17 protein-coding genes are annotated in these 21953 nt (G+C 62.2%); 12 read left to right on the top strand and 5 right to left on the bottom strand.

All coding sequences use genetic code 11. The features are described 5' to 3' along the window. The first annotated feature begins 1 nt into the window (after window position 1). The 5 genes from KP003_RS10230 to KP003_RS10210 all read left to right on the top strand — a co-directional run bounded on the left by KP003_RS10230 (window position 2) and on the right by KP003_RS10210 (window position 5283). A complete protein-coding gene (locus KP003_RS10230) occupies window positions 2-1123 on the top strand; it encodes an ABC transporter permease (protein WP_216791939.1) in 1122 nt (373 codons plus the stop codon). Window positions 1124-1193: 70 nt separating this feature from the next. Beyond that, window positions 1194-2180: a TAXI family TRAP transporter solute-binding subunit gene (locus KP003_RS10225; RefSeq protein ID WP_216498974.1), complete on the top strand. Its 987-nt coding sequence runs from the start codon at window positions 1194-1196 to the stop codon at window positions 2178-2180. A 23-nt stretch (window positions 2181-2203) separates the two neighbouring features. Then, window positions 2204-3493 carry an alpha/beta hydrolase gene (locus KP003_RS10220; RefSeq protein WP_216498973.1) on the top strand — a complete coding sequence of 430 codons (1290 nt, stop codon included), beginning with the start codon at window positions 2204-2206 and terminating at the stop codon, window positions 3491-3493. Between the two features lie 2 nt (window positions 3494-3495). Continuing rightward, complete coding sequence (locus KP003_RS10215; protein WP_302467704.1) at window positions 3496-4314, top strand: MlaA family lipoprotein; 819 nt, start codon at window positions 3496-3498, stop codon at window positions 4312-4314. 15 nt (window positions 4315-4329) lie between these two features. Continuing rightward, the gene (locus tag KP003_RS10210) at window positions 4330-5283 is read left to right on the top strand and encodes a hypothetical protein (protein WP_216498972.1); all 954 of its coding nucleotides are present in this window, start codon (window positions 4330-4332) and stop codon (window positions 5281-5283) included. 59 nt (window positions 5284-5342) lie between these two features. On the opposite strand, the gene KP003_RS10205 is transcribed toward KP003_RS10210, so the two are convergent. Continuing rightward, entirely contained in the window at window positions 5343-6443 is a 1101-nt protein-coding gene (locus tag KP003_RS10205; protein ID WP_216498971.1) for an NADH:flavin oxidoreductase, read from the bottom strand. Window positions 6444-6681: 238 nt separating this feature from the next. Between KP003_RS10205 and KP003_RS10200 the strand changes: the two genes are divergently transcribed. After that, a complete protein-coding gene (locus KP003_RS10200; RefSeq protein ID WP_216791816.1) occupies window positions 6682-6987 on the top strand; it encodes a hypothetical protein in 306 nt (101 codons plus the stop codon). Window positions 6988-7107: 120 nt separating this feature from the next. Here KP003_RS10200 and KP003_RS10195 read toward each other — a convergent pair whose 3' ends face one another. The 3 genes from KP003_RS10195 to KP003_RS10185 all read right to left on the bottom strand — a co-directional run bounded on the left by KP003_RS10195 (window position 7108) and on the right by KP003_RS10185 (window position 11343). Beyond that, entirely contained in the window at window positions 7108-8877 is a 1770-nt protein-coding gene (locus tag KP003_RS10195) for a cytochrome C (protein ID WP_239027650.1), read from the bottom strand. Window positions 8878-9056: 179 nt separating this feature from the next. After that, a complete protein-coding gene (locus KP003_RS10190) occupies window positions 9057-10448 on the bottom strand; it encodes a rhodanese-like domain-containing protein (protein ID WP_437178062.1) in 1392 nt (463 codons plus the stop codon). A 190-nt stretch (window positions 10449-10638) separates the two neighbouring features. Next, window positions 10639-11343 (bottom strand): EF-hand domain-containing protein, encoded by a 705-nt coding sequence (locus tag KP003_RS10185; RefSeq protein ID WP_216791813.1) that lies wholly within the window; start codon window positions 11341-11343, stop codon window positions 10639-10641. A gap of 202 nt (window positions 11344-11545) precedes the next feature. Between KP003_RS10185 and KP003_RS10180 the strand changes: the two genes are divergently transcribed. Genes KP003_RS10180 through KP003_RS10165 form a run of 4 tightly spaced genes read left to right on the top strand, consistent with a single transcriptional unit; the run spans window position 11546 to window position 16175 of the window. Continuing rightward, window positions 11546-12976, top strand: coding sequence for an efflux transporter outer membrane subunit (locus tag KP003_RS10180; RefSeq protein ID WP_216791811.1), 1431 nt, complete (start codon window positions 11546-11548; stop codon window positions 12974-12976). Next, window positions 12977-14272: an efflux RND transporter periplasmic adaptor subunit gene (locus KP003_RS10175; protein ID WP_216791809.1), complete on the top strand. Its 1296-nt coding sequence runs from the start codon at window positions 12977-12979 to the stop codon at window positions 14270-14272. Beyond that, entirely contained in the window at window positions 14269-14973 is a 705-nt protein-coding gene (locus tag KP003_RS10170; protein ID WP_216791807.1) for an ABC transporter ATP-binding protein, read from the top strand. Before KP003_RS10175 ends, KP003_RS10170 begins: the two co-directional genes overlap by 4 nt. Continuing rightward, the gene (locus KP003_RS10165) at window positions 14973-16175 is read left to right on the top strand and encodes an ABC transporter permease (protein WP_216791805.1); all 1203 of its coding nucleotides are present in this window, start codon (window positions 14973-14975) and stop codon (window positions 16173-16175) included. The genes KP003_RS10170 and KP003_RS10165 overlap by 1 nt, the downstream gene beginning before the upstream one ends. A gap of 105 nt (window positions 16176-16280) precedes the next feature. Here KP003_RS10165 and KP003_RS10160 read toward each other — a convergent pair whose 3' ends face one another. Further along, window positions 16281-19274 carry a tetratricopeptide repeat protein gene (locus tag KP003_RS10160; protein WP_217300669.1) on the bottom strand — a complete coding sequence of 998 codons (2994 nt, stop codon included), beginning with the start codon at window positions 19272-19274 and terminating at the stop codon, window positions 16281-16283. 228 nt (window positions 19275-19502) lie between these two features. Here KP003_RS10160 and KP003_RS10155 point away from each other — a divergent pair, with 228 nt between their 5' ends. Together KP003_RS10155 and KP003_RS10150 are read left to right on the top strand one after the other, a co-directional pair. After that, window positions 19503-20840 carry an MATE family efflux transporter gene (locus KP003_RS10155; protein ID WP_239027649.1) on the top strand — a complete coding sequence of 446 codons (1338 nt, stop codon included), beginning with the start codon at window positions 19503-19505 and terminating at the stop codon, window positions 20838-20840. 351 nt (window positions 20841-21191) lie between these two features. Next, a complete protein-coding gene (locus KP003_RS10150) occupies window positions 21192-21884 on the top strand; it encodes a phosphoadenylyl-sulfate reductase (protein ID WP_216498961.1) in 693 nt (230 codons plus the stop codon). The last annotated feature ends 69 nt before the right edge of the window (window positions 21885-21953 follow it).

Below are 21953 nucleotides of genomic sequence, written 5' to 3'. Positions count from 1 at the left end.
CATGCGCGCTGCCAACATCGTCCACCTTGGTGTCAAGGAACTCTTCAGCCTGCTGCGCGACCCGGTCATGCTGGTCCTGATCTGCTACGCCTTCTCGCTCGCCATTTACGCCGCGGCGACCGCCATGCCCGAGACCCTGCACAAAGCCCCCATCGCCATCGTGGATGAGGACCGCTCCCAGCTTTCCATCCGGATCGGCGATGCCTTCTATCCGCCCCAGTTCTCCCCTCCGTCCTTCATCACCCGGGAAGAGATGGACGCCAGGATGGATGCGGGTCTCGACACCTTTGCCCTCTCCATCCCCCCCGATTTCCAGCGCGACCTTCTCGCCGGACGCAGCGCCGAAATCCAGCTGAACATCGACGCCACCAGGATGAGCCAGGCCTTCACCGGCAACGCCCACATCCAGACCATCGTCTCCAACGAGATCGCCGGTTTTTTGCAGCGCTACCGCCCCGATTCGGTGCAGCAGGTTGACCTGGCTCTCAGGGCACGTTTCAACCCGGAGTTGAATAAATCCTGGTTCGGCGCCGTCATGAAGATCATTGACAACATCACCCTGCTTTCCATCATCCTGACCGGTGCGGCCCTGATCCGTGAACGGGAGCACGGTACCGTCGAGCATCTCCTGGTCATGCCCATCACTCCCTTTGAGATCATGATGGCCAAGGTCTGGGCGATGGCCCTCGTGGTGCTCTGCGCCACCACCGCCTCGCTCTACCTTGTGGTCGAAGGGGCGCTGCGGGTCCCGGTAGAGGGGTCGGTGCCGCTATTTTTGGCGGGTACCGCCCTGCACCTCTTCGCAACCACCTCCCTCGGCATCTTCCTGGGCACGGTGGCGCGCAGCATGCCGCAGTTCGGCCTTCTTACCATGCTGGTCCTACTTCCCCTGCAGATCCTTTCCGGTGGCACCACGCCGCGCGAGAGCATGCCGGGGCCGGTGCGCGGCGTCATGCTCGCGGCCCCCAACACCCACTTCGTCATGCTCGCACAGGCGATCCTGTACCGCGGCGCCGGGTTTGACGTGGTGTGGCCCCAGTTCGCCGCGCTCTTCCTGATCGGGAGCGTCCTCTTCGCCATCTCGCTTTCACGCTTCCGAAAGACCATCGCAACCATGACGTGAAACGTGTGCACGTAGGAAATTTTGGTATAACTAAGGCTTGTTGCTTAAATCCGGTTATCTGGAGGAGCATATGCACTTTTCCCGACAGGTCGCACGCCTGGTGTTGCTGGCCGCTGCTGCAGCACTACTTTTCCCGGTCCCCCGTGCCCTGTGCGGCACCGTCAAACCCCTCTCCATCTCTTCGGGAACCACCACCAGTTCCTACTACGCCGCTGCCAGTGCCGTGGCCAAGATCTTCAACAAGAAGAGCGCGGTGTACGGCATGAGACTCGCCACCGTCGCTTCGGCCGGGTCGGTGGCCAACATCGACGCCGTCGCCGAGGGAAGGGCGGCTTTCGGCATCGCCGAAACCGAACTTCTGAAGAGGGCGATGCAGGGTGTGCGTCCATGGGAGGGGAAGGCGAGAGGGGGACTGCGGGCCGTCCTCGGGCTCTATCCCGCAACGGTCACCATCGTTGCGGCGGTGGACAGCGGCATAAAGCGCGTCTCGGACCTGAAGGGGAAAAGGCTCAACATCGGCGCCCCCGGCTCCATCGACAACACGTACGCCAGCGCATTGTTGCAGATGTCCGGCCTCAATCCCGGGGAGGTGATCAACACCGAGCACTCTACGGCGATCGCTCCGGAACTGCTGCAAAAAGGGGACATCGACGCCTACCTCTGCATCGTCGGGCATCCGAACCTGACGGTTCTGGAGGCGAGTGCTGGACAACGCAAGGTGCTCCTGGTTCCGCTGGACGAAGGGCTGATCAGGCAGGTGACGGCCAACAACCCGCTCCTCGCCCCGGTTCTCATCCCCACCCGGTTCTACCCCAACGTGCAGACCGCTGGCGCGGTGCAAAGTCTCGGCGTTCGTACCGTCTTGTTCACCACTGCCGACCAGTCTGACGAGTCCGTGTACCATGTCGTACGCGAGATACTCGGGAACCTCGACCTGTTCCGGCGCCAGCATCCGATCTTTCAGGATCTGACACCGGAGCAGGCCGCTCGTGTCACCGCCATTCCTCTGCATCCGGGGGCGGCACGCTACTTCAAAGAGTCCGGCCTGATACCTTAGCGGCCGGCAGTAGGGAGGTCTTCATGAAACGCTTACTGGCGCTGACTCTGCTGCTTCTTTCCTTCCTTGCCGCCCGGCCTGCCGCCGCGGCGCCACCGCAATCCTACTTCTACCCCTTCGTGAACCCCTACGAGGCGACGGTCATGGAGCTCCCGAAGGAATTCGAGGTCCGGCTACCCGACGAGGTCCCGGTCCACGAGTTCGTGGTCCGACCCTTCCCGAAGCGGGAGATACCCGAGGTCTTCTGGTACGAAAACGGGCTGGTCTGCTCGCTGGTGGCCCAGGATCACAAGGCCCCGCTGGTTTTCCTGATCGCGGGTTCCGGTTCCCGTTTCGACGTCCCGCGCATGTTGAAGCTGCAGAAGGTGCTGTACCAGGCGGGATTCCACGTCATCTCGCTCACCTCGCCGACCCACATGGACTTCGTGGTGAACGCGGCCAGCGGGCTCCCCGGCATCGCCACCGACGACGCCAAGGACCTGTACCGGGTGATGGATCTCGCCTACCAGAAGGTCCGCAAACGTGTCGACGTCTCCCATTTCATGCTCGCCGGGTACAGCCTTGGGGGCTTTGACGCCGCCTTCGTCGCGAAACTCGACGACCAGGAACATCGCTTCAACTTCAGGCGCGTGCTCCTGATCAACCCGCCGGTCTGCCTGTACGACTCGGTATCGGCCCTGGACCGGCTGCTGGTGGAGAACGTCCCGGGAGGGATGGACAACTTCGACAACTGGTTTCGCGGCGTCTTCAGCCAAACCATGCACCTTGCCGAGGCCTGGGAGCCGGGGGGGCTTAGCGGCGAATCGATGTACCGCACCTACAAGCGGATGCAGCCCAGCGAGAGCAATCTGGCTGCCCTCATCGGCCTCACCGCGCGCATGAACGCCGCTGACATGATCTTCACGGCTGACGTGATGAACGGCGGCGGCTACATCGTCCCCAAAAACGTCCGTCTCACCTCGACCACCTCGCTCACCCGCTACGCCATCGTTGCCTACAAGACGAGCTTCGTCGACTATTTCGAACAGTGGCTTTTCCCGCACTACCAGAAGATGGAGCCGGGTTTGACCCGGGAGGCCTTGCTGCGGCGGGAAACCCTGCGCTCGCTCGAGGGGTACCTGAAGGGGTCCAGGAAGTTCGGTCTCATCCACAACGAGGACGACATCATCCTGGTGTCCGGGGACATCGAGTACCTGGAACGGGTCTTCGACGACCGGGCATGGATCTTCCCAAGCGGCGGACACATGGGCAACATGTTCAACCCCGACGTGGTCTCCGCCATCACCGGCTTTCTCAAAGGGAAGGAGGAGTGATCATGAAAAAAATCGCCGATCACATGCCTTGCTCGCTGTCGCGCGGAAAAGGGACCGGGGGGGGAGGGCGGTTCCTGGTGCCGCTGCTGCTCTTGGTGCTGCTTTCCGCCTGCAGCTCGATGCCCAAGGTCACCGGTCCGGTCGAGCCGCCGCTCAGGCGCTACGAGGACCTGGTCAAGCCTGGGCAGCCCAACATGCTGGACGTGAATGACTCGGTGGAGGGGTTCAACCGCGGCAGCTACCGGTTCAACTACTACTTCGACGAGTACCTGTACCGCCCCGTGGTGCGCGGCTACGAGTTCATCATGCCCAACTACCTCGAGGACCGGGTTTCCGACGCCCTCGACAACCTGGGTGAAATTACCAACTTGACTAATAATCTTATGCAGTTCAATCTGAAGGGCGCCGGCGTCACGGTGAGCCGCTTCGTGATCAACTCGACCATCGGCATCGGAGGCCTTTGGGATCAGGCGAAGAAGATGGGGCTCAAGCGCCAGACCGAGGATTTCGGGCTCACGCTCGGGCACTACGGCACCGGGAGCGGGACCTACCTGATGCTCCCTGTGCTCGGCGCCTCCAACGTCCGGGATACCGCCGGGCTGGTCGCCGATGCGGCCACCGTTGACTACATCGGCCCGTTGGCCTGGCTAAACGACAACACCGCCACCTACGCCTATGCCGGTGTCTATGCCGTGGACCGCAGGCATCGCACCCCCTTCAGGTACCGCCAGACCGGCTCCCCCTTCGAATACGAGCTGATCCGGACCCTGTACACCATGAAGCGCGACTACGACATCGAGCAGACCAAAGAGAAGAAGTAAGTCCGGAGGTAGCAGTTGCTGAGGTTCCTACATTCCATCTTCAGGCGCGGCACGCGAGGAGGTGCCGTGCCGGAATCCCTGGTCAACAAAGCCATAGAGCGCGCCGTCGACGGCACCGATCCCTGGATCCGTGCCGTTTTCGGCTACAAGAAGAAGCTCCGCCCGGCCGTGCTGCATGCCATCGACCACGTGGTGTCGCTTGTGGACGGCACCGGCCCGATCCTGGCACTCGACCCGCAGCGCTACGACGAGGAGACCAACCTGCGCACGTATTTCATCTCCGCTTCGGAGATGGGACTGTTCCTGGAGCGTGACCCGGGGCTCGCGCAACTGCGCGGCAAACCGGGGGACGGGCAACGCGTGGCGACGGGGCTGTTGCTCATGGAGAAGCAGGAGCGGCTCACCCTGGGCGCCGCGATGTCAGGCGACGTGGTGCTGCGCGACGTACCGCAGGTGACGGTCAGTTTCGAAGGACACAGGCTCATCGACCTAAACGACAAGGAAGAGGAGACCCGCTACCTGTTGAAGCGCCGCGCCTACGATCACCTGCTGCGCATAGCGCTTGGGAGGATCACCGAGATCAAGACGCGGCGGGGCAACCTTGAGAAGCACCGCACGCTTTTGGGCTCCAAGCTATCCCTGTTGCGCCGCGGCGGCTTCGGCTTCGGTCCCGGCTCGGGAGCGGAACCGGACGTGGCGACCCTGGAGCAACGGTTGGCACAGATCGAGGAGCAGCTTTTGGAGATAGGGAAGGACGACAAGATGCTGGAGGTCTACCTGGGTGTGGTTGCCGACGTACTGGGGCGAGCCGAGGAGCATCTGTGGGTGGGGAAGGAGACGCTGGTCGTGGACCGGATGGGGATCAAGCGCAAGGAGGCCGGCCCCGAAGCCCGCGAGATCAACCTCGACGTACTGTGCGACGCCGAGGGGAGGAGACTGGTGGTCTCCCTGGTGAACATTCCGACTTAGCCGGCACGAATATCCGAACGACTGCGCCCCCTGCGGCTTCGCCGCAGGGGGCGCTTTGCCTAGGCCCGATCCTGTTCCGGTTCGAGGACCACGCAGCGCACCCCCAACCCCTCCAGCGCCGGACCGAAACAGCCGTTGCATGAGAGGCAGACCGACTTGGCGCGGTCTCCCTCGCGCCATCTCCGCACCAGGTCCGGTTCACCGATCAGGGGGCGACTGAGGGCGATGAACTGGGCCTCTTCCCGCTGCACCAATTCTTCCGCCACCTCGAAGGAACGGATCCCCCCCACGAGGATCAGCGGTATCCCCACCTGTTTCTGGTAGTCCTGCGCGGCCGCCCGGTAGTAGACCTCGTGCTCCCTGCTGGTCAGTTCCCCTGGGCGAGGCGGAATCAGCTCCTCCGACAGCGGGGTGCCGCCGGAAAACTCGATGGCATCGACCGAGGCCTTTTCCAGAAGTTGGGCGACCTGGAGGGCTTCCTCCGCCGTCATGCCGTCCTCCAGGAAATCGTCGGAATTCATCTTCACGAGGATCGGGTATGCCTCTCCCACCTTGCGCCGCACCGCGTGGACCACGTCCAGGAGCAGCCTGGCCCGGTTCTGCAGGCTGCCTCCGTAGCTGTCCTCGCGCCGGTTGAAAGCGGGGGAGAGAAACTCGCTCAGCAAAAAGCCGTGTGCGGCGTGGAGCTGCACCGCGTCGAAGCCCGCCGCTTTCCCCCTGGCGGCCGCGTCCGCGAAGGCGGCAATGAGCCCTTCGATCTCGCCGGTGGTGAGGGCCTGGTTGAGCGGGCCGTCCGCCGAGGGGACCCTCGGGCGCTCGCCGGTCAGTTCCTGCGACGAAAATCGGCCGGCGTGCACAAGCTGCAGCGCGATCCTGGCACCCGCTGCGTGTACCGCCTCGGTCATGCTGGCTAGGCCCGGGAGAAACCGGTCGTCCCAGGCCGCCATCTGCCAGGGGGTGGATTGTCCCCCCTTGGTGACAAAGGCGTAGCCGGTGATGATCAGCCCGATGTCGTTGCTCGCCAGCTCCACCATCATATCCGTCAGCCTGGGCGTGACGGAGCCATCCTCAGCCGCGAGCCCCTCCCAGGTCGCCGATCGCACGAATCGGTTTTTCAGACTTAGCTTCCCAAGGCAAGCCTCTTCGAAAAGTTGTGCCATCCCTTACTCCTTCAGCCCCTGCAGATGGAAAGGGGCGTGCCGCTATAACCAAGGCGGATCCCGGTGAACTCTTGCCGAATAAGCCACTGGTGTTGTTGAATATTCTCTAGTTCTGGACTTCCTCTTGAAAGGAGATTCGATATTTCAACTAGTTACGATTTGGCACGCCCGATGCTATTAGTTGAACAGGTGCGCAATGAAGCGCAACAAAATCTCTCGATAAAAGGAGGATGTAACAATGAAACGTAAACTCTTGGTACTCATGGCGGTATCCCTTTTCGCGGCGGCAACCCCGGTACTGGCTGACGAGGCCCCGAACCACGGCAGCATGCACAAAACCGGCGACGCCCAGTGCGAGAAAGAGTGCGCGATGCTCCTGAAGGATTGCAACAACCAGGTCGACAGCATCCAGGACAGGATCAGGAAGCTGCAGGTCGCCATCAACGAGCAGGGCGCCACCACCTACACGGTCGAGGAACTGAAGATACTCAAGAAGAAACTTCAGGAGGCCAACGATACGCTGCGCGTGCTGAACAGGCACTAGCGGGGGAGGGGCCTTTCAGGTCCCTGCCTCTCTGGCCGCGGTAAAGAAAGGGCGCGCTGCCACCGGCAGCGGGCCCTTCTTTGTGTGTGGAGTGCGCCCGCTCCGCCAAAATAGGCGGCCCTAACGTTTTTGCAGCATCGACTTGGCAAGCTCGAGGTTGTGATAGGCTATCCCCCGCAGGCGCGCTCCTTCCGCGTCCTTGCGCCCGGCGAGCTCCGCCAGGAAGAGGTCGAGCTCCTTGCGCGCCGCGTCCGTCTTCTTCTTGTCGTAGGGAAGCGAGAAGTTGATCCCTTTCACGTCCCATGCGCTTGCGGGGAGGAGGGTAAAGGGAGCAAAATCCTCCAGCTTCCGGTTCCCGGCCGGTTCCGGTTTTTCCCACACCTGCTCGGTGAACCTCAACCCGTCCTTGTCCGCAAGCACCTTGTAACTCCCCTTGAAGGGTTTTTTCACGTCGGACTTCTCGAAGTAGTTCCATTCCGATCTGCCCACCTGCGTCGGCGAGTCGTGGCAGGTAGCGCAGCCGCGGGGCTTGCCCAGGGCGTGGCTCATCTTGTCCATCTGTACCCAGAGGATCGCCTTGTTGCGGGAGGGAAGATCGCTGCGGGTGCCGACGCCGATGTAGGCGTCGTTGACGTCGCGCGCCCCACGCACCGCCTCGAAGAATGCGGGCTCCCCGATGGAGGGGTTCCCCGGTACGCGCCGTTTCGAGATCTCCCGGAACATAAGCCCGGTAGGGGCGAGTTCCGCGGTCTGGTTCATTACCGCCATGGGGTAGGGCTTCACCCCGATCCAGCGTCCGTCCGCGTTTTTGATGACGGTGGGGAGATCGCGGGTGCCGTAGTACTCCTTGTGTTTTCCGTACGGCGTCTCCACTCCGAAGGTGACTCCGGGCCCCCAGAAGGTGTACTGGTAGGCGCCGACCACGGTAACGTGGCAGGTTGCGCAGTCCACCTTGGCGTGCGCCGAACTCTGCACCGCCTTTACGATCTCGGCATGGCAGTTGGCGCAGGCGGCACGCGCCTGGGGCGAGCCCAGGTGGCCGAACTGGTGGTGTTGGGGCTTATGGCAGTCGATGCAGGTGATCCCCGCCTTGAAGTGCGCCTCCTGGGGGAGGTTGGGAGGAAAGGAGTAATCGCCGCGGAAGTACCCGGCGCCGCGCCTGCGGTCCATGGGGCCGGCGTGGCAAATGGTGCCGCGGCGGCCGCCGTAGCAACTGGTGGTGTCGGGAATGCCGAAACTGTGGCTGCCGGTTCCCGCGTGCGGTTTGTAGTGACAGTCGTTGCATCCCGGATGGCACATGTTGCAGGCGCGGTTTGATGCGTCGTTCTGCGCTTCGGAGTAGGGGACGGCGGTTTGACTCCTTAGGTTGTCGTAGTTCTGCCCGAACCACATGCCGCAGTTCTGGGGACCGGGGAGCTGCTCCGACCATTTGCGGAACGATCTCTGGTGTTTCAGCAGCCCCATCTCCGAGCTCGCGTAATCCTGCACCTCCTGTGCATGGCACCTGCCGCAGGTCTTGCGGGCGATGTCGGGGGAAAATGCGAAGGTTTTGGGATCACGGTCCTGCCAGTGGATGCCGGCCACCGCCTTGATCCCGAGCCCGGCAAGTTTTGCCGGGTCCCCTTCCGGCGTCAGGGCCTCCATGTCGGAGGAGCGCGGTACCAGGGCCTTTACCGCCCCTGCCGCCTGCCGGGACAGCGCCTCCCCCTTGACTCTCGGGCCCACCCCGACCAGGAAGGGGCGCAGCATGCCCCGGTGGGCGTTTTCCTTGTCCTTTTCGTTTGCGGCGCCGAGGTGACAGTCGACGCAGGTCACCCCAGGCATGTTGACCTCGCGGTCCACCTGCGCAGGGTCGAGGTACATGGCCTCCGCGCCAAGCGACTTCAACATGTTCCTGTCACTGTGACAAACGATGCACTGAGAGTCTGCATCGAGGCCCCAAGCCGTACCCGAGACAACCAGAGAGAGCACAACGATCGCAATGGCTTTCATCCACTCCTCCCTTCATCAGCTGTTCGACAGGCTGCACGAATTCATCCCACAGATTCAAGGGCACCCTGCCGCGGCAGTTACTTGATGGTGAAACCTCCGTCCTGGTTGGGTGTTATGGTAGCGTCAAGGTACCGGACCTGGTACCCCTTCTCCTTGAGGATGGTGTAGGCCATCTCTGCCCGTGTGCCGGTGTTGCAGTGCAGCACGAGCTTCTTGTCCCTGGAGATCTCTGCCAGGCGGTCGGCGATCTCGTCGGCGGGTATGTTGACCGCGCCTTTGATCATCCCCGTTTTGGCTACTTCGTCGGCGCCGCGTACATCCAGCAGTTGTACCCCCGCCGGGATCCCACGGGCGAAGGCCTGGAACTCGGCCACCGATATGGTGCCGGGCTTTGGCTTGGGAACGTAGACGACCTGTGCGGCCGGTTTCCCCGCAGCGACCTGGTAGCCTGCACCTTTCCAGGCGGCGTATCCGCCGGTGAGGACGCGCGGTCCCGGATAACCCGCCTTGATCAACTTGGCCGCGACGCGCTCGGCGCTGCCGTCACCATTGGCATCATAAATGACCACCGGAGGCTTCAGCTCCCGTTTCGGGAAGGTCGCCAGGGCCTGATCCATCTCGCGTTCCGGCACGTTGGTCGCGCCCGGAATAAACCCTTGTCCCGCCTCTGACTCGGGGCGCACGTCGATGAGCACGAAGGAGAGCCCTTTGTCGAGCCACCCCTCCTTGAGGGACTTAGCGCTCAACACGGTGAAGTTGCGGCTGTTCCATTCGGGGATGCCGTCGTGGAAGATCTTTACGTTGGTGTAGCCGAGTTTCTCCGCCTCACGGGCGGAGGAGGGGCTGAGCGCTCAGGTGACGCCGGCACAGAAGTAGACCAGCAGTTCCCCCTTGTCCTTGGGGAGTTTGTCGAGATTCTTCTGGAAGGCGGGGAAGGGGATGTTGATGGCTGTCGGGATGGACCCGTCCTGGAACTTGGGCGCCGGCCGCGCGTCCACCAGGGTGTACTTTTCCTTGCCGGAGACGAGCTTTTCTACCTGCTCGACCTTGAGCTGTTTTTCGGCAGGCACCTGCATGGGAGGCTTGATGGAGATCTCGCTGATGCTTTTCAGGCCCTTGCCCGTTTCCGTGTAAGCGACCCGGACCTCGTGCCCTTTCTTGATGGCCCGCAGCGATTTTTCGAGGTTGCCGGGCACGGCGCCGTTGAGGACCCTGAGGGTGTCCTTGTCGAAGCTGACCACCTCGGCGCCGTCGTCAAACCTGAGCTGGATTGTCTGCGACTTCATCGCCACGGTGTCGAAAAATGCGCGCAGTTGACCCTCGGCCGGTTTGTGACAGACCGAGCAGGATTTCACGTCTTTCGCCTTGACCTTGGCCGGAGCGGTCTCTTCTGCCATTGCGCCGTGCGCTGTGAACAACGCGACGACTGACAGAGCGGACAGCGAACAGCTGATTCTTCGAAGCGACATCACTTTTCCTCCTTTGAGAGTGGCGTGTTATCGAGGTGGTTACCTGATATCAACATAGCGGTAAAACTTTACTGAGTTATAGCAGTTTCTCGCTCCGACGCCACCACAATGAGTGAAAAGATCTGACAAAGAAAAGAGGAATTACCCGCACGGGATAATTCCTCTACTCAGTTTCGACCTCGGTGCAGCGCTATGTGGTCACGCTCAACACCAAGCTCGTCTGCGTACTGCCGGCATCGACGTACTTCGAGAGCGAATCGATCAGTTTCTGCAGTTCGCTCACCTGGTCCTCGAGCGAGGAGCCGGAGCGGTCCTGCATGCCGCCCGGGGGAGGACCCGGCGGCTGGGAACCGTCGGCCCGTGCGGCGCTGTTGCCGGTAGCGGTGCTGGTGCTGGTACTTGCGCTGGTACTTGCACTGGTACTTGCGCTGGTACTTGCGCTGGTACTTGCACTGGTTGCGGTGCCTGTGACCGTGCTGGTGCCGGACCCGTCGCTGCCGGAAGAGAGCTTCTCCACCAGCGCCTTCAAGCTTTCGAGGACGGCGCCCAAATCGTCCTGGCTGGTGCTCTGCGCGCTCGCAGAACCGTATGCCTCCATCCCCTGCTGTGGCGGCACCGGCGGAGGTCCGTCAGGCATCCCATGCGTCTGGCCGAACCCGCCGTTTTGCATCAAGGTGTTCAGCTCGTCCATGCTGAGCGAGCCGTCGCCATCGCTGTCGTAGCTTTTGAAGGCATCGTCGCTGGTATCGAGCGTGGTGCCGCTCTTCTCCTTCAACTTCTCCGCCATGGTCTGCAATTCGGTTTGTGATACTCCCCCGGAGCCGTCGCTGTCGACCTTCTTGTAAAAATCCTGGGGGTTGTGCCGCATGCCCGCACCGCTGATTCCGTTCACCATACTGCCTCCTTGTGTCCCGAAGCGTTACCTGCTGGCTTGAGTCTACCTGCTCCCGGCGTTGCTTCAGTTAAGACGTGTGGGGGCGATGTAAAGTTTTGTAAAAATCAAGAATCCGTATCATTTCAATTCTTTACAACGGGTACCTGCCGTTGTCGCTATACTGGCCCCAGCTTGATCAACAAGGCGATACTTCGAGGAAAAGATGAAGATTCCAACGCTGGCCCGTGCGCTTTTCATCTGCGCGGGTCTGGGGCTTGCCGGCTGTGCCACGGTCGGCCCCGACTATGTGATGCCGCAGCTCAAGGCGCCGGCTGCCTGGCGGCAACTGGACGAAAAAGGCGCGACCCAGAGCACCTCCGCGGAGAACTACGACCTCGGCTCGTGGTGGCTCACGCTGAAGGACCCGCTACTGTCCGAACTGATCGAAAAGGCGGTCACGGCCAGCCCGGACCTGCGCAGCGCCGAGGCGAAACTGCGGGAGTCGCGCGCCCGTAACGCGGTGGCCGGTTCCGATCGTTTCCCTACCGTGACCGGCTCCGGCAGCGCCGCGCGCAACAGATCCAGCGCGAAATCCGGCAGCGGCGCGACGACCAGCCTGTTCAGCGCCGGATTCGACGCCAGCTGGGAACTTGACATCTTCGGCGGCACGCGCCGCGGCATGGAGGCGGCCGGGGCTGATCTGGAGTCGAGCCTGGCGACCTTGCAGGGGGTGCAGGTCACTCTGGCTGCGGAGGTTGCCCAGAACTACCTGGAGCTGCGCACCCTGCAGAAAAGGATCGCCATAGCCCGTGACAACCTGGCCAGCCAGTCGGAGACGCTGCAGTTGACCGAGTGGCGCGCACAGGCCGGACTGGTCGCTACCCAGGACGTGGAGCAGGCACGCAGCAACCGGGAGCAGACGAGGGCCGCGATTCCTACCTTGGAGGCGAGCCTCACCGAGGCGGAGCACCGGTTGGATGTCCTCTTGGGCGAGGCCCCAGGAACGCTGCACGGGCGGCTATCGGCGGTAAAGGAACTGCCGCTCCTGCCGGATCAGGTGGCGGTCGGCATCCCGGCGGAAACGCTGCGCCAGCGCCCCGATCTGCGGGCGGCGGAGCGCAAACTTGCGGCGGAGACGGCGCGGGTCGGCGTCGCGGAAGCCGCCCGCTATCCCTCGTTCACGCTCTCGGGTTCCATCGGGTTGGAAGCCCTGACCCTTGGGGGAGTGGCCGGCGGATCCGCGGCCAAATCCTCGCTCCTCGGTAGCGTCACCGCCCCGGTTTTCGATGCGGGTAAGCTGCGCAGCCGGGTCGAAATCCAGGACGCGGTGCGGGAACAGGCGCAGATTGCCTATCAGCAGTCGCTTCTGACGGCCCTGCAGGAGGTGGAAAACGCCCTGGTGGCGCTCTCTCGCCGGCAGCAGCGTGGCGAGGCGCTGCAAAGTGCTGCGCTGTCGGCGCGTAACGCCGCTGAACTGGCGCGGCAGCGCTACGGCGCGGGGCTCATCGACTTCCAGTCCGTGGTCGATACCGAGCGCAACGTGCTGGGCGTCGAGGACAGCCTGGCCGAGACGCGGGGAGAAACAGCGCAGGCGTTGGTCGCGCTGTACAAGGCATTGGGCGGCGGCTGGCGCCGCGAAGGAGAATCGAATTAGATGAAGGAAAACGAAGCACAACGAGTCGAGGCCGCGTCCCTGGAGAAACTTCTGAAGGCCGATCCCGCAGGCCTGCTTGGCAAGAGCAGGGTCTGGATCGTCGCTGCCGCGGTCGTGGCGGTGCTGGCGGCCGCCGCCTTCTCGCTCCGCCCCGCCGAGAAGGATCCTGCGCCCAGTTTCGCAACGGAGGCGGTCGAGTCGGGCACGCTGGTGGTCAAGGTCTCGGCCACCGGCAACCTGCAGCCGACCAACCAGGTCGACGTGGGGAGCGAGCTTTCAGGGATGGTGGACAAGGTGCTGGTCGACGACAACGACCGGGTCCGGAAAGGGGAGGTGCTGGCCCTGTTGGACCTCTCCAAGCTGAAGGACGCCGTGGTCAAGTCGCGGGCGAGCCTGGTGGCGGCCCAGGCGCAGGTGCTGCAGATGCAGGCGACCTCCGCCGAGGCGCGCGCGGCCCTGGCCCGGTACCGCCAGGTGGCGCAGCTCTCCGGCGGCAAGGTTCCCTCCAAGGCGGAGCTGGATACCGCCGAGGCCAACGTCAAGCGCGCGGAAGCGAACGAGGCCAACGCCCGCGCCGCGGTCACCCAGGCGCAGGCCAACCTGCAGTCGGACCGGACCAACCTGGCCAAGGCGACCATCCGCTCCCCGATCAACGGGGTGGTGTTGAAGCGGAACGTCCAGCCCGGGCAGACCGTCGCCGCCTCCTTCACCGCCCCGGTCCTCTTCACCCTCGCGGAGGATCTCTCGAAGATGGAACTCCAGGTGGACGTGGACGAGGCCGACGTCGGCCAGGTCAAGGTAGGGCAGAAAGCCTTATTCACCGTGGACGCCTACCCCGGCCGGAAGTTCGACGCGGTCATCACCCGGGTGAGTTACGGCTCCCAGACCAAGAACAACGTGGTTTCCTACCTGACGGTACTGCAGGTGAAAAACGACGACCTCAGCCTGCGCCCGGGGATGACCGGCAGCGCCGAGATCACCACCGTGACCCGCGACAAGGCCATCTTGGTCCCCAACGCCGCCCTCCGTTTCACCCCTTCCTCCGGCGAGGCGGCAGCCAAGAAGCCTGGCGGGGTGATTGGTGCCCTGATGCCGCGCCCACCCGCGGCGCAGCCAAAGCAGATTACAGCCGGCAGCAAGGACGGGCAGCGCCAGGTATGGGTGCTGCAGGGGGGCAAGCCGGTTGCCGTCGAGGTGAAGACGGGCGCCAGCAACGGCAAGGTGACCGAGGTCGTGGCGGGTGCCCTCAAGCCGGGAATGCAGGTCATCACCGAGACCCTGGAGACGAAGCAATGATCGAATCGCCGTTGATCCGCCTGTCGGGAGTGACCAAAACCTACGGCCGGGGGCACGCCGAGTTCCAGGCGCTGAAGGGGATCGATCTCGACATCTTTTCCGGCGACTTCGTCGCGGTCATGGGCCCAAGCGGCTCCGGCAAGTCCACCACCATGAATATCCTGGGCTGCCTCGACACCCCGACCAGCGGCAGCTACCAGTTCCAGGGGGTGCACGTGGAACAGCTGGAGCGCAACCAGCGGGCCCTTTTGCGCCGCCACTACCTGGGCTTCGTGTTCCAGGGGTTCAACCTCCTGGCCCGCACCACGGCGCTGGAAAACGTCGAGCTGCCACTCATCTATCGCGGCGAACCGACGGCGGCAAGGCACCAGGCGGCCCGCGCGGCGCTGGAGCAGGTCGGGCTCAAGGGGTGGGAGTCGCACACACCCGCGGAGCTCTCGGGCGGCCAGCAGCAGCGGGTCGCGATCGCACGTGCCATCGTGACCCGCCCGGAGGTGCTTCTTGCCGACGAGCCGACCGGCAACCTCGACACCCGCACCAGCCATGAAATCATGGAACTGATCACCTCCCTCAACGCGAAGCTGGGCATAACCGTCCTCATGGTCACCCACGAACAGGACGTCGCCTCCTACGCACGGCGGGTGGTGCATTTCGTGGACGGGGTGGTGGAGAGCGACCTGCGCAACGGGGAGGGATACTGATGCTCTGGAACACCCTGCTCCTCTCCCTGCGCGCGATCCGCCGCAACCTGATGCGCTCCTTCCTCACAGTGCTCGGCATCGTGATCGGAGTCGCCGCCGTCGTCATCATGGTGACCTTGGGCAACGGCGCCACCAGGTCGGTTTCCGATCAGATCTCCAGCATGGGGAGCAACCTCCTGATGGTGATGCCCGGCCAGCGCTTCGGTCCCGGCTCGGACGCCGCACCCAGCTTCAAGAGCGCCGACATCGACGCCATCAAGAGCCAGATCTCCAGCGCCGAGTGGGTGGCCCCGGTCGCCGGCAAGTCCGTCACCACGGTCTACCAGTCCCGCAACTGGCCCACCATGGTGAGCGGTACCAGCAACGACTACTTCCATGCCGGCAACTGGGAGATCGCCTCCGGCCGCATGTTCGCCGAGGGGGAGGAGAGGGGAGGGAAGGCGGTCTGCGTAATGGGCGAGACCGTGCGCAAGAAGCTCTTCGGCGGCCAGAACCCGGTGGGGTGCGAGATCCGGGTCAAGGACTTCTCCTGCGAGGTGGTGGGAGTACTGAAACCGAAGGGGCAGTCAGGCATGGGGTCTGATCAGGACGACAGCATCGTCATGCCGCTCAAGACGGTGCAGCGCCGCCTGACCGGCAACCAGGACGTGAGCCGCTTCAGCGTCTCGGTGCGCAAAGGTGCCTCCGTCGAGGCCGCCACCAGGCAGCTCACCCTGCTTTTGCGCGAGCGGCGCAAGATAAGCGACAGCGAAGAAGACGACTTCCGGGTCATGGACACCCGGCAGATCGCCCAGACGCTGACCAGCACCACCAAGATCCTCACCATGCTCTTGAGTGCTGTGGCGGCGGTGAGCCTGCTGGTTGGCGGTATCGGCATCATGAACATCATGCTGGTCTCGGTGACCGAGCGTACCCGGGAGATCGGGATCCGGCTTGCCATCGGCGCGCTGGAGCGGGAGGTGCTGCTGCAGTTCCTGATCGAGGCGGTGGTGCTGGCAGGGATGGGAGGCCTGGCCGGCATCGCCCTGGCCACCGGCGCCTCCATGGCATTGGCGCACGCCATGAACATCCCGTACCTGTTCGATCTGAAGGTCAACCTTTTATCCTTCTTGTTTTCTGCGGCCATAGGGGTTGTGTTCGGCTTTTTCCCGGCCCGCCGGGCAGCCGGCCTCAACCCCATCGACGCCTTGCGCCACGAGTGAGGCCGGCACAGTTTCGTCCACCTTGTCCAATGAGCATGGAATACCCGCAAAGCGAAGTTCAGGGGGGGCACGTGGTGCACACTGGACGTGCTTGCCACCGGACCATCAGCAATGTGTGTCATGTCCAGGGGTGTCCTCTCTGGGAGGGGGCGATTGCACGATGCTGAAGAATTCGGGATCCTCCAGTTTCTCGACAAATTCGATGGCAGCACTTTTGTCGCCACCCGCTGCGAGAAAGACTTGCCATTCCAGAAGAGTGTCCAGTTCGTCGGTGATGTCCTTCACCTTCACAGCAAGGTTTGCGGCGTCGAATTCGGTGTAATACCATCTGCTCGGAGTTTCGGTGGACAGCACACGCTTACCACAAAACTTTTGGCTGAACTTATTGGTTTTCATGTTGTAGAACAAATTCCTCCCATTCACATTGAGCAACGCGACGTCCTTCTCGGGACAGATCCCGGCTAATACCGTAATACTCATATGCGCGACGCTTTCGGCATCCAGATACTGCTTCACCGCTCGCAGCTTGGGATTCAGGACGTTTACGATGCCGTCCCCAAGAGCATAGATCTGGCTTCTCCCCGCGTCGATACCGAGGCAATTGAGGCAATTGAGGCCCTGGGTTGCGCCGACTCTGCTGCAGCCTCTCGGCGGTTCCAGGTTGCTCTCCAAAACATGGGTGTAGCAATCGGTGGTTGCCACGAACCTGTCGGGCTGGTATGACAGCCGGAATGCGTCAAGGCTCTCACACGGTGCTTCATAGGTTCTCACCACACTGCTGACAAGGTCGATGGATTGCTTCACTACTCTAAAATTGTTGCCTTCCCGGATGACGGCGTAGTAGGAATTGTCCTTACTGCCGGACATGAATATGCCCTCAAAAGACGCGCCTTCCTGGTAGTTGAAATGCTGATTGAGGTCGAAAACAGCCGTGAATCGACTTGCCATTTCTGAAAGTTTGGCCCGCCACATCGTGTTGTTGGTTCGAGAGTTAGCCAAGAGGAAGACGTCCTTATCCGGCAAGCAATCCATCACGTCCAGATCCTTGAAATTGGGCGACCGGTACCTGGTGGCGCTCATGCGCCACATGTTGAGGACGATGATGGTCTCTTCATCCTCGCGCAACAGCACGTGTCGGTCAGAGGAGCACATTTTGTCCAGGCGCGATGGGGCGGATTCCCAGGAGAGATCCACGACCAGATCCGGCGAAACGGTCATCGGGATCGCTTCGGCGGAAATGGCAAACATCTGCGCAACCTCATCGTCGTATTTATCTAGGAACTGCGCCATCCAGGGGCTGGTCAATGTCTCCCTGAGTTGCGCCGCTTTTGTGGAATTTCCCAAAAGCAGGGCGTCACGGTAATCCAGTGGGCCCCACTCGCACTCCGTCTCCGGCTCGAGGCGGTAAATTGCGCGTTTCGCTTCCTCCTTATAGGCGGCCCTCTCCGCGGCAGGCAATAACGCCAACGGCTTTTGCAGTTGGGCGTAGAGCTTTCTGGCTGTGGCCAATGCGTCCCTTTTTTCCTCCCACTGATCCAGTTCATCCAGCAAGGAAAACAATTGCTCGGCCTCTCGCCTCGCCTTCGCCGACTCCAGTTCGAGGAGCGTGTCGTATAGCTCCTTGAACAGAGGGGAGCAGTGAAAATACTGCTGCAGGTCCTGCACCGTCTCCCAGCAACCTTCCACCTGTCCCTGTTGCACCTGCCGCCTGAGCCTGACGAACCTAAGCCACTGCTTCATGGCATCTCCGTCCGCAAGTTTCCGAAGACCCTTGTTATGGCAGAGGACAGAGAAATAAGGAGATATGGCGCATGCCCGATGGTAGTCCGCCTCCTCCCCTTGGCGCGACAGCCAGAGCAGATTGTGATAGCTTTCCTCCCACCGTTCCTGCGCCGCGAGTGCCCGGAGCGTGTCGAGGCGGTCTTCAACCGCTTCTTTCTTCTGGCGATTCCTTTCCCGTGCCATAAGGTCCCTGATCTGCTCGCCTCTCTCCTTGTCCCGCTCCAGAAGCTGCGCCAGCAAATCGAGCTTCTCTGTGGCCGTCTCGCTGGACCCGAATCGCTCCCAGAGCCTCTCGACTTCCGCTCCACTCCTCCTCGCCTCAACCTCTCCGGCTAATTCGCGCGCCTTCTTGAAGTTCGGGTAAAGGGAAAGGGCTCGCTGAAGCAGGGACTGCGCTTGGCTGAGATCGTTGCAGGCAAAGGCCGCCTCCGCCTTTTGCAGATAAGGCTCGGCTTCCTCGAGCATGGCCGCCTCTATCTCCTTTCTCAAGCTGGTATGGGTGGTCACGAATCCCTCTTTTTCATCCGCCACCTTCAGAAGATAATAGGCCAGTGACAAGTTTCCATCCTTGAATGAAATGTCTGCGTAGGCGTACAGGGAGTTTTTCTCGAGATCCCCCGGCTCCGCCGACTCGAAGAGAGCCCTCGCCTCAGCAATCAAGCCGTTACCGTAATAGGTCATGGCGAGCAGTTCCCGGACGACCTTGTCCTTAAGCAGATGCCTGGGCTGCGCCAGCAAGACCTCAATAGCCCTTTGATACGCTCCCATCTGTTCCGTCAACATCCTGGCGGCTTTTATCAGGGTCGGCAAATCCCCGGGGGCAGCGATTCGAATGTTGGCCAGGAGTTCCTCCGCTTGAGGGTATTCGTACTGCTCAAGCAGAAGTTCGGCGTTTCTCAGGGCTTCCTTAGGCGAACCGCTGGCGGTCCGTTTCCTGGATTTCGCCCTCTTCGCCTCGACGTTTGTCGGGGAGGGTGCCGGTGCAGAGTGGATGCTGCCTACCGTGTCGAGCGCCTTCATTGAAAGGGCATTGAGATCTGCATGGCAGGCGTCGATGGAGGGCAGGGCATTGTGCTTGATGAGGATTATGTCCGCGTTGCAGGGATGAGGCGCCAGGTGGAAGGTTTCTCCGTAGGTCTCCAGAAGCAGGTTTTGCAGCTGGTTTTTGATGCGATAGCCATACTCCCTATCACTCTCGGGAAGCTGAAGGCACGTGGGATTCACCCGTTTGATCAGTGATATCAGTTCCGGAGAGGACGGAATCCGCGCCGACCTGAGAACGCTCTCCGCCGCTTTGACATGCAGTTGCCAACTCATAACGCCCTCCTTGTTTAAGTTAAAAATATTTTAATTGTAGTGGGTCTTCCTCCCGGTGCAAGAAAGTTCCTTTCCAATACTTTCCGGCAACGTCATCTCGTATTCCCTCCTTGTTTTCTCCGGCTGTTGGCGTTATCTTTGCGGATCTGACCGGTCACCGCCGGTGAATTTGTGAATGAGCCTCCACGCGGCTGCGATGCCGACTCTGTCAAAAGGTAGTCCTGTCCAGTGACCAACCACGTTCCGCGCCTGCTGAAGCTGGCGGCCCCCATGATACTCTCGACCTCTGCCATCACCCTGATGCAGATCGTTGACGCCATCGTCCTGTCACGTCATTCCAGCGCCGCCGTGGCGGCCATCGGACCCGCCGGCCTGGCGATCATCCTGTTCCAGGGCTTTCTCTTCGGTACCGCTGGGTATGCCGGCACTTTCGTCGCCCACAACCACGGCCGAGGCGACGCCGCCGGCGTGCGCAAATCGGCATGGCTCGGCATCAACACCTCGCTCGCCTCCGGCGTCCTCGCCCTGGTCATGGCCTGGCCGATAGGCCAGCTTTTCCGACTGGCGGGGCACACGCCCGACGTCGCTGCCGACGAGATCAGCTACTTCACCATCTGCATGGCCGGCTCGCTCTTTCCCGTGCTCGGTTCTGCGCTGGCCGGCTGGCTCTCCGGTATCGGGCGCCCTGTCATCGTCACCGCGGTGACCTTCTTCTCGTTTGCAGTCAACGCGCTGCTCGCCTGGGGACTGGTGCTGGGTGCCTGGAGCTTTCCGCGCCTTGGGATCACCGGCGCCGCGCTGGCCACCGTTTCCGCTCAAGGGATTGCCGCGCTCCTCTACGTCGCCATCTTCGTTGCCGGCGGGGGATGCACGGACCGTGGCGACAGGCGCCTGCACGGCGGCGAACTGTCCCGTTTTCTGAAACTGGCCATGCCCATGGGGCTGCGCATCAGCGGGGAGCTTCTTGCCTGGACCCTCTTTCTCGTGGTGCTCGGGCGGCTGGGGACCGTGGAACTGGCGGCGTCCAGCATCGCCTTCCGGATCAACGGCATGGCCTTTTTCCCCGCGCTCGGCCTCGGGCAGGCGGCAGGCATACTGGTGGGGCACGCCCGCGGGGCAGGGGAGGACGACGAGGTTCCGGCCATCGCGTCCCAGTCGCTGCTGGTGTGCGAGGTCTGGATGCTGGTGATGGCCGTGCTGTTCGCCACCTGCTCGGCGCCGCTCATGGCGATCTTTGCCGGTCACGGCCCAGAGAGCGCCCGGATCGTCGAGACCGGCTCTCTCATAATGAAGTTCGTCGCCTTCTACTGCCTCTTCGATGCTGCCAACGTCATGACCGGCTGCGTGCTCTCCTCCGCCGGGGATACCAACTGGGTCGCCCGCACCTTCGTCTATTGCTCCGCAGGTTTCCTGCTCCTTTTGTGGCTGATCGACAGCTTCATGCCCGGCTTGGTCGCCGAGTGGACCCTCGGCACCTGCTTCGTCCTGTTCACCGCCGTTGTCTGGTCGCTCCGCTTTCGTTCCGGCGCCTGGAGAACGATCCGGGTGCTTCACGGCTCGCACTAGACTGCCCCGGATAGTCACCACCATTCCCCACCATTTCTACTGTAGTATTCTCTTCTGCTACTACTCCCTCAGCTGTCTCTCCTTGTACTTATCGTTCCAGTAAAGTGCCATGCCTGGCAGCGTCCTGTCGGGATTTGTCACAGAGAATCGGCATGTTGCAGCTCGCTGTGTTTCCCCTTTGCCATTGGCTGTAATAAGGTAATACAAAAACCTACCACCTGACTGTGCAATGGCGATAAATTTTCTTGACTGTTTTGGTTGAATAAGCTACAACGTCACACAGGTTTGGATCGGCGGTTTTACGCCGATTGCCGACGTGGAACCGAAATCGCATCTGGAAAGGAAGCCCCAATGAACGCTGTGCCTGAAGTCCCCGCCAACGCAACCGCCCAGGACATCCTTCGCCTCGGTATTGAAGCCGTCCAAGGTCCGGTGAAACTCGCCTGCTCCTTCTCGCTTGAGGATGTCGCCATCATCGAACTGGCCAAGGAGGCCGGTCTGGAGATCGGCGTCTTCGCCCTCGATACCGGCAGGCTCAACGAGGAAACCTACGAGGTTGCCGACGCCCTGACCGAACGCTACCGCATCAAGATCGACTGGTATTTCCCGAAGCACGAGGCGGTGGAGAAGCTGGAGCGTGAGAAGGGACTTTTCTCCTTCCGGGAGTCCCTGGAAAATCGTCACGAGTGCTGCCATATCCGCAAGGTGGAACCGCTGGGGCGCGCGCTGCAAGGGCTCGCTGGCTGGATCACCGGCATGCGCCGCGAACACAACGTCACCCGCACCGATCTGAAGGCGATCGAGCTGGACCAGTTGAACGGCGGCATCCTGAAGCTCAACCCGCTGCTCGACTGGAACGAGGCCCAACTCCTTCAGTTCGTCCAGGAACGCCGTCTGCCGCAGAACCGCCTCTTGCAGCAGGGGTATCGCTCCATCGGCTGCGCTCCTTGTACCAGGGCGGTCCAGCCGGGTGAGGATGCCCGCGCCGGACGGTGGTGGTGGGAGAACCCTGAGCACAAAGAGTGCGGTCTGCACCGCAGGTAACCGGGGTAGAGGGGAACGCGCCCGGCGCTGTCAAAGCTCCGGCACACGAAGATCGATACGGGATATTGC

It is taken from the genome of Geomonas diazotrophica, from assembly GCF_019063885.1.
GTDB classification, from domain to species: Bacteria; Desulfobacterota; Desulfuromonadia; order Geobacterales; family Geobacteraceae; genus Geomonas; species Geomonas diazotrophica.
This window is presented reverse-complemented; position numbering and strand designations above follow the sequence as displayed.

Coding starts and splice junctions, on each gene's coding strand:
- KP003_RS10230 (WP_216791939.1), top strand. CDS start 2: ATGCGCGCTGCCAACATCGTCCACCTTGGTGTCAAGGAACTCTTCAGC.
- KP003_RS10225 (WP_216498974.1), top strand. CDS start 1,194: ATGCACTTTTCCCGACAGGTCGCACGCCTGGTGTTGCTGGCCGCTGCT.
- KP003_RS10220 (WP_216498973.1), top strand. CDS start 2,204: ATGAAACGCTTACTGGCGCTGACTCTGCTGCTTCTTTCCTTCCTTGCC.
- KP003_RS10215 (WP_302467704.1), top strand. CDS start 3,496: ATGAAAAAAATCGCCGATCACATGCCTTGCTCGCTGTCGCGCGGAAAA.
- KP003_RS10205 (WP_216498971.1), bottom strand. CDS start 6,443: ATGGCACAACTTTTCGAAGAGGCTTGCCTTGGGAAGCTAAGTCTGAAA.
- KP003_RS10200 (WP_216791816.1), top strand. CDS start 6,682: ATGAAACGTAAACTCTTGGTACTCATGGCGGTATCCCTTTTCGCGGCG.
- KP003_RS10195 (WP_239027650.1), bottom strand. CDS start 8,877: ATGTTGAAGTCGCTTGGCGCGGAGGCCATGTACCTCGACCCTGCGCAG.
- KP003_RS10185 (WP_216791813.1), bottom strand. CDS start 11,343: ATGGTGAACGGAATCAGCGGTGCGGGCATGCGGCACAACCCCCAGGAT.
- KP003_RS10180 (WP_216791811.1), top strand. CDS start 11,546: ATGAAGATTCCAACGCTGGCCCGTGCGCTTTTCATCTGCGCGGGTCTG.
- KP003_RS10175 (WP_216791809.1), top strand. CDS start 12,977: ATGAAGGAAAACGAAGCACAACGAGTCGAGGCCGCGTCCCTGGAGAAA.
- KP003_RS10170 (WP_216791807.1), top strand. CDS start 14,269: ATGATCGAATCGCCGTTGATCCGCCTGTCGGGAGTGACCAAAACCTAC.
- KP003_RS10165 (WP_216791805.1), top strand. CDS start 14,973: ATGCTCTGGAACACCCTGCTCCTCTCCCTGCGCGCGATCCGCCGCAAC.
- KP003_RS10160 (WP_217300669.1), bottom strand. CDS start 19,274: ATGAGTTGGCAACTGCATGTCAAAGCGGCGGAGAGCGTTCTCAGGTCG.
- KP003_RS10150 (WP_216498961.1), top strand. CDS start 21,192: ATGAACGCTGTGCCTGAAGTCCCCGCCAACGCAACCGCCCAGGACATC.